Below are 7,136 nucleotides of genomic sequence, written 5' to 3'. Positions count from 1 at the left end.
GGGCAATTGTGAAAGTTGCCGGCCTGTCGAACCTTCAGTTCCGTGGGCCTGCCCGAGTCTTCGATGGCGAAGAGGCCTGCTTCAAGGCCGTCTCTGAGCGCGACTACAAGGCTGGTGACGTTCTGATCATCCGTTATGAAGGTGCCAAGGGTGGCCCGGGTATGCGTGAGATGCTCTCGACGACGGCTGCGATCTATGGGCAGGGCATGGGTGACAAGGTTGCCCTCATTACCGATGGCCGCTTCTCGGGCGCGACGCGCGGCTTCTGTATCGGTCATGTCGGCCCGGAAGCGCAGGCTGGTGGTCCGATCGGGCTGATCCAGGACGGCGACATGATCTCGATTGATGCCGAGACGGGCCGTATTGATCTCGAGGTCGAGGAGGCAGAGCTCGAAGCGCGCCGCAAGGACTGGGCGCCGAAGCAGACCCGCTATGGCTCAGGTGCACTGGCCAAGTTCGCCAGGCTGGTTGGCCCAGCCCATCTTGGCGCCGTGACACATGAAGGCTTTGCCGAAGAACGACATGTCTATGCTGACATCTGATGCCTGCATATTGGCACAGGGTGGCCTGAACCTCGTCAAGGAATAGCCGGATTGTTCAGCGAGGCTTCATGGATCAGCTGATAGAAGGCCGACATGATGAAACCTGTAATCACTGCAACACTTTTCCTTGTCACTGCTGGGATCGTTACGGCACCGGCCGCCTTGGCGAGAACCGGTCCGGGCAGTTGTTCGGTCCAGGCCAAGTCCATCAAGGAAGGGCAGGCGGAGGCTAAGGAATTGAAGGCTGAGCGCAGCAAGCTTCAGGAGCGTGTCGAACTGGCCGGCGAAGAGTGGGATGCCGCAAAGCAGATGAGCCAGTTTGGTGAAGATGAAGCGCAGAAGGCAGTGACGGCGAAAGCCGAATATCAGGGGCTGAAATCGGAGCTACTCAAGCTTGATCGTGATCTCCAGAACAGGGTTTCGGACCTGAATTCATCTGTGGCCAGATACAATCAGGTTTGTGCAAAGAAATAGCGTCTGACGGGGCTAGTCTGTCAGTTCGGCTATAACCGGCACATGGTCGGACGGTTTTTCTATCTCGCGGGCGGTCTTGTATATCTCGACGCGCTCCAGCCGGTCGCTTGCGGCGGGAGACAGGAGCAGGTGGTCAATCCGTATGCCATGACCCTTGGGCCAGGCGCCGCCCTGATAGTCCCAGAAGGAATATTCGTGCGCACGGCCATCAGCGGCTTCGAAAGCCTCTGTAAGGCCAAGCCATTTCAGTTCCCGGAAAGCTGCGCGTGTCTCTGGCAGGGCAAGCGCATCATCGCGCCACCTGGCGATGTCCCAGCAATCCTCGTCGCGGGGAATGACATTGTAGTCGCCAGCAAGAACAAAGGCTTCCTCCAGCTTTAGCTGCGCGCGCGCATGCGCCTTGAGGTGCTTCATCCAGTTGAGTTTATAGTCATATTTACCGCCGGGGGCAGGATTGCCGTTCGGCAGGTAGAGCCCGCCGACGCGAATCGGAGTGTCTGACAATACAAGCGCCTCAATGTAGCGCGCCTGGTCATCATCTTCGTTGCCGGGCAGGCCCTTCACAATGTCCTCAAGCGGGAACTTTGAGAGCAGGGCAACGCCATTATAGCTTTTCTGGCCGTGCACGGCGCAATTATAGCCGAGCTCCTCGATCTCCATGTACGGGAAGTTGTCCGTTTCGCACTTGATCTCCTGAAGACAGATGACGTCGCAGTCGATCGTCTTCAGCACCTCAAGCACAGTGGGCAGGCGGGCCTTGATGGAGTTCACATTCCAGGTCGCGATCTTCATGGCGAGTCTCTTAGGCAGAATTGGCCCTCGACGCCATTCATGGTGCAGAAAAATTGCGTGGAAACTGCACTTCCTGACCGGGTAGGGTGACGGAACGGTAAGGAATCCGCTAACTCTCAGTCGTAAGGAGAGGTCTGGATGAAGCAGTTTGCCATTATTGTATGTCTTGTGGTGGCTCTGGGTATCGCGGCGTGTGGGCCAACGCCACAGCCAGCCCAGCCAGACCTTGCGGAGCTTTATGAAGAAGCTCCACGAGGCCCGCTTCCGGATGGGGTAAGGCCGACCCGTTACGACCTTGATCTTGAAATTGATCCTCGCAGGACGCGATTTGGCGGCACTGTGACCATTGACCTGGCGATAGACCGTGCGGCGCGCGGGTTCTGGCTGCATGGTCAGGGGCTGGAAATCAAGAAGGTCATGGTGTCCTCGCAAGGCTATGCGCCTGCAGAGGGAGTATGGAGAGACGTCCTGGCACCTGGTGTCGCCTGGGTCGGGTTTCCCCGCCGTGTAGGCGCTGGCGAAGTGCGGGTTTCGATAGACTATACAGCGAAGTTTGACGCCAATCTTGCAGGTCTTTTCCGGGTCGATGAGCAGGGAAACGCCTATGCGCTTGCCAAATCCGAGAGCATTCAGGCCCGCCGTTTCATGCCGGGCTTTGATGAGCCGCGATACAAGGCACCGTTCGACATAACGCTCACTGTTCCCGAGGCGGACACAGCGATCAGCAATACTCCCGAAATTTCGCGCGAACTGCTGGATGGTGACATGGTCAAGGTGTCATTCGCGCGGACGCGCCCTTTGCCCACCTATCTGCTTTCGCTGGCCGTCGGCCCGTTCGACAGGGTTTCTGGCCCGGACCTCCAGCCGAACGAGATCCGCGACGTGTCCATCCCGCTCACCGGCTATACGCGCGCGGGAAAGGGCGAGGAACTCTCTTATGCGCTGATGATGACCGAGCCTATGGTCACGTTCTTCGAGGAAGAGCTGCGCCTGCCGTATCCATACAGGAAGCTCGATATAATCGCTGCACCGCAGTGGCCCAGTGGGGCAACAGAACTTGCCGCCGCGATTACGTACCGTGAAAGCCGTATCCTGTTCGGCCCGAACAGCGGCCCTGCCGCCAGGCGTGCCCTTCTCGGGATTCACAGTCACGAGATCGCGCATATGTGGTTCGGCGACTTGGTGACCCCGCCCTGGTGGGATGACCTCTGGCTGAAAGAAGGCTTTTCGAGCTGGGCGACTGGCGTGGTTCTCGCTGAGCTGGAACCTGAAGGGGGATATGGTCTGGATGCTGTTTCCGAAGCTGTGAATGCGATGCGCCTGGACAGTCTCCAGAGTGCGCGTGCCGTGCGCGAGCCGATCGCGCGTAACGAGAATATCCGCAACGCTTATGACTCGATTACGTATGACAAGGGGCTCGCCGTCATCAGCATGGTTGATTCCTATTTCGGGCCGCAGACCTTTCGCCCGGCGCTGGGGCGATACCTGAAGCGGTTTGAGGACTCGGTTGCTGACAGTTCCGACTTCTTCGAAGTGATCGGTCAGGAGACCAACGAGCCGGACCTGACCAAGGCGTTTCGCAGCTTTGTTGAACGCTCGGGCGTGCCTGTTATCGAGGCGAGTCTGAGTTGCCCGGATGACGGTGCCCCATCCGTTAGCCTTGTCCAGAGCCGTTACAAGCCCATGGGCAGTCCAATCACTGGGGAGAGAGAGTGGACAATTCCCTTCTGCATGGTTGCCGGCACGTCGCAGAATACACGCCAGTACTGCGAGATGATCGATAGCCGCGAAACGGTAATGGACCTGGATGAAGAAGCCGGGTGTCCAACATGGATCATGCCGAACAAGGATGGGAAAGGCTATTGGCGCTTTGGACTTTCGGAGCCGCAATGGGCAACGCTGGCCGTCAATTTCACCTCGCTCTCCGGCGGAGAGGCGCTGACCGCCATCGATAGTGCGCAGGCAAATTATGCGTCCGGGAGCATGTCGCTCACCTCCATGATGGCGATTCTGGAAGCCGGGGCGCGGCGGCCGGAGCGTCAGGTGGTCAGGCAGTCCATAGCTGCCTATCGCACCCTCGCGCCGCTGGTTGCCGGGCATCCGCAGGCTCAGGAAGGCCTTGAAGCAGAGATCGCACGCGTGTTCCGGCCACGGTTTGAAGCAATCCGCGACTCCCAGACCGAGAATGATGAAATTCTCAAGCTGGTGATCGAGACGTTCCTGGCCCGTCAGGGCATGGATCCGGAGCTAAGGGCCGGGTTCGCAAGTGCTGCACGAAGTTATGTCGGCATGGATGCGTCCAACAGCGACCGTCAGCTGACGAGCGATGATTTTTCGACCGCGCTCGCTATTGGAATGCAGGAAGAAGGCAAGCCTTTTCTGGAGGCGTTGCTGAGAAGCATGGACCGGATAGACGACCCGGCTTTCGAACAGGCTGCTGCCTATGCAATCGGGCAGAATAATAACGTCGATCTTGTCGATGATATCCTGGCGCTCACGCTTTCAGGGGAGCTTGGAACGCGCGAGAATTATAGGATCATAGCAGGCCAGATGGACCAGCCCGAGACGCAAAATGCTACCTGGGCCTGGCTGCAGATCAACTTTCCTGAATTTGTGAAGGTCATTCCGGGGCAGCGGCCACGCGCAACTCCGCGGCTGGCATCGGAACTCTGCTCAACCACCCGCCGACAGGAGCTTGAAGACATGTACGAGCTCTATGGCGAACTGGCGCCCGGGTATGAGCGTGCGCTGGCTGAAGCAAGGGAAAGCATCGGCCTCTGCGTTGCCTTCCGGCAGGCAAAGGCCGATGAGATCAAGGCATATTTTGCTCAGTTCGCGCCGGTAGAGATTACACCGCTCTCCAGCAACTGAGCGATTTCGTTCTCACCGCGTCCAAGCGCTGAGAGCACTTGCCGTGTGTGCTCGCCAAACCGGGGGGCTGGCCCCTTGGGACCGTCATCAGCGCCAGGAAAGCGGACAGGAGAGGCGGGAGCCGAATAGGTTGAGCCGTCTCCGGCCGAAGATTCGACCTCTACGATGCCGCCAGCAGCTTTTACCTGCACATCCTCTGCCGCTTCAGCCAATGTCTGCACAGGCGACCAGGCAATGGAATGTTCATCGAGGCGTTTGGCAGCTTCTTCACGCGTGAGCTTGGCAAAGCCTTCATCGAGGATATCGACACATTCCCTGGAATGCTTGCGGCGGGCCTTGGCGGAGTTGAAACGTTCATCATCGATCAGGTCATCACGGCCAATGACGCGGCAGATGGGCGCCCAGTCAGACTCCCCCTGACGTGCCACGATGCAGAGCCAATGCTCATCACTGGTACGGAAGAAGTTCATGATCGGCACGGTCTGCTCATGCCGCGCCTTGGTGGAGCCGAGCCGACCGAAGAAGAGCTGAATGGCGAAGTCCGAACCAATCGTGAAGAGGGCCGTGCGCAGCAGTGACGCTTCGACCAGACGGCCCTTTCCGGTCTTTCCGGCTTCGACCAGGGCAGCACAGATCCCCGCGGCTGCAGCGATACTTGTCGTATGATCGCCAAAGGCAGTCCGGCAAGGGAAGGGCTCACCGCCCTTGGGAATAGTGGCGCGGGCAACCCCAGAGCGCGCCCAGAAACTTGCCACGTCAAAGCCGGGTTTATCGGCGTCAGGGCCATCGAGACCGTAGCCGGTCAGGCTGCAATAGACGAGTTTCGGATTGACGGATTTGAGGCTGTCATAGCCAAGCCCGGACCGTTCAAGGCCGCCGGGGCGCACATTGGTCAGGAACACATCTGCGCTTTCGGCCAGCTGACGCAGGACGGCCTGTCCCTCCTCGGTGCGCGTATCGAGCGCGACCGATTTCTTGCCACGGTTGTCGAAATCGAAAACCGGATTGTCCTGAATATCGGTACCGAGTGTGCGGAAGAACTTGCGAATCGGGTCTCCACCCGGGGGTTCGATCTTGATCACTTCTGCACCCCAGTCGCTCAATATACTACCGGCGCCTGGTGCGGCCATATAGGTCGCATATTCAATCACGCGTATGCCTTCGAGCATTCCGTCTCCCTCGTTCTTTTCTCTGCGCTGACAAAGCTATTGGTAAACCGGAAATTAACCGGCACACTCCAATTGTCAGCAAATCAGGTGCGGGCACAAGAGAAGGCGTGTCACATGGGAATTGCAAGTATGCGGCCGCAATTGTCCGAGGGGGACATCGAACGGCTGATGACAGGGGAAACTTCGGAAGAGCGTGCGGGGATTGCTCACCGGCTGTGCCGCCGCATCGCGACTGACCCCCTGACAGATAGTGAGCGCACGCATGCTGAGGAAATCATAAAGATCCTGGCCGAAGACGCGGCTGATCTGGTTCGGCGTACGCTGTCTGTTGCCCTGCGGAATTCTCCACGCCTGCCGCGCGACGTGGCCTTGAAACTGGCCCAGGACATCGAGGCAGTGGCGCTTCCTGTACTGGAATTTTCCCCCTCATTTACTGACGAAGACCTTATCGAGCTTGTGCTTGCCGCGACCGCATCCAAACAGGCTGCCATTGCAGCGCGTGAAACCGTGAACGCGCAGTTATGCGAAGTCATAAGTGAGCATGGTGCCTCAGATGCGATTACGGTGCTGGCACGAAACAAGGGGGCGAGCTGGACGAATGCGGCCTATGAGCATTCGCTGGAACGCTTTTCCGATGACGACGATATCAAGGATGCGATCATTCGCCGCGAGCAGATACCGGTACATATCGCGGAGAAACTGGTTTCTCTCGTATCAGGCCAGGCTTTTGACCTGCTCGTCAACAAGCATGAACTGCCTGCGCAGGTGGCTATCGACCTTGCTGCCGGTGCGCGCGAGAGAGCCACGATTGACCTGGTCGAGCAGGCCGACCGCAGCCACGACATGCAGCATTTCGTGCATCAGCTCGACCTCAATGGCCGGCTGACCTATTCACTGATCATGCGTGCTCTTTGCGTCGGGCATATGACCTTTGTGGAGCATGCCATGGCAGAACTTTCGGGTCTTACACACAAGCGGGCCTGGCTGATGATCCATGATGCAGGCCCCCGCGGTCTGGCGGCGATCTTTGACAGCGCCGGTCTGCCACGCAAACTGCTGCCAGCCTTCAAGGCCGGGGTAAACGTATTTCACGAAACCGAGCTTGATGGCGGGCCGAATGACAAGGCACGTTTCCGCTCACGCATGATCGAGCGAGTGCTCACGCAGTTCCAGGCCATCCCAAAGGATGACCTGGATTACCTGCTCGAGAAACTCGATCAGTATTCAGAGTATGCAGAGGCCGAAGCTACAGAACAGACGGACAATGTCCGTCACATGAGGGCCTAGC

Annotated in this window: 6 protein-coding genes; 4 read left to right on the top strand and 2 right to left on the bottom strand. The window is 58.5% G+C overall.

Annotation, left to right across the window (positions count from 1 at the left end; translation table 11 throughout):
• A partial coding sequence (locus Q1K31_RS09625; protein WP_300379032.1) for a dihydroxy-acid dehydratase occupies window positions 1–542 on the top strand: 542 nt, incomplete at its 5' end.
• A 93-nt stretch (window positions 543–635) separates the two neighbouring features.
• Window positions 636–1,016, top strand: coding sequence for a hypothetical protein (locus Q1K31_RS09620; RefSeq protein ID WP_300379031.1), 381 nt, complete (start codon window positions 636–638; stop codon window positions 1,014–1,016).
• Between the two features lie 12 nt (window positions 1,017–1,028).
• Here Q1K31_RS09620 and xth read toward each other — a convergent pair whose 3' ends face one another.
• Window positions 1,029–1,808 carry an exodeoxyribonuclease III gene (gene xth / locus Q1K31_RS09615; RefSeq protein ID WP_300379030.1) on the bottom strand — a complete coding sequence of 260 codons (780 nt, stop codon included), beginning with the start codon at window positions 1,806–1,808 and terminating at the stop codon, window positions 1,029–1,031.
• Window positions 1,809–1,946: 138 nt separating this feature from the next.
• On the opposite strand from xth, the gene Q1K31_RS09610 reads away from it, so the two are divergent.
• Window positions 1,947–4,679, top strand: a complete 2,733-nt coding sequence (locus tag Q1K31_RS09610; protein ID WP_300379029.1) for a M1 family metallopeptidase — start codon at window positions 1,947–1,949, stop codon at window positions 4,677–4,679.
• On the opposite strand, the gene Q1K31_RS09605 is transcribed toward Q1K31_RS09610, so the two are convergent.
• Window positions 4,637–5,848 (bottom strand): CaiB/BaiF CoA-transferase family protein, encoded by a 1,212-nt coding sequence (locus Q1K31_RS09605; RefSeq protein WP_300379028.1) that lies wholly within the window; start codon window positions 5,846–5,848, stop codon window positions 4,637–4,639. The two genes, Q1K31_RS09610 and Q1K31_RS09605, sit on opposite strands and share 43 nt — an antisense overlap.
• A gap of 114 nt (window positions 5,849–5,962) precedes the next feature.
• Between Q1K31_RS09605 and Q1K31_RS09600 the strand changes: the two genes are divergently transcribed.
• Complete coding sequence (locus Q1K31_RS09600; RefSeq protein WP_300379027.1) at window positions 5,963–7,135, top strand: DUF2336 domain-containing protein; 1,173 nt, start codon at window positions 5,963–5,965, stop codon at window positions 7,133–7,135.
• Window position 7,136 lies beyond the last annotated feature (1 nt).

The organism is Henriciella sp. (genome assembly GCF_029936995.1).
In the GTDB taxonomy this organism is placed as follows: domain Bacteria; phylum Pseudomonadota; class Alphaproteobacteria; order Caulobacterales; family Hyphomonadaceae; genus Henriciella.
This window is presented reverse-complemented; position numbering and strand designations above follow the sequence as displayed.

Coding starts and splice junctions, on each gene's coding strand:
- Q1K31_RS09620 (WP_300379031.1), top strand. CDS start 636: ATGATGAAACCTGTAATCACTGCAACACTTTTCCTTGTCACTGCTGGG.
- xth (WP_300379030.1), bottom strand. CDS start 1,808: ATGAAGATCGCGACCTGGAATGTGAACTCCATCAAGGCCCGCCTGCCC.
- Q1K31_RS09610 (WP_300379029.1), top strand. CDS start 1,947: ATGAAGCAGTTTGCCATTATTGTATGTCTTGTGGTGGCTCTGGGTATC.
- Q1K31_RS09605 (WP_300379028.1), bottom strand. CDS start 5,848: ATGCTCGAAGGCATACGCGTGATTGAATATGCGACCTATATGGCCGCA.
- Q1K31_RS09600 (WP_300379027.1), top strand. CDS start 5,963: ATGGGAATTGCAAGTATGCGGCCGCAATTGTCCGAGGGGGACATCGAA.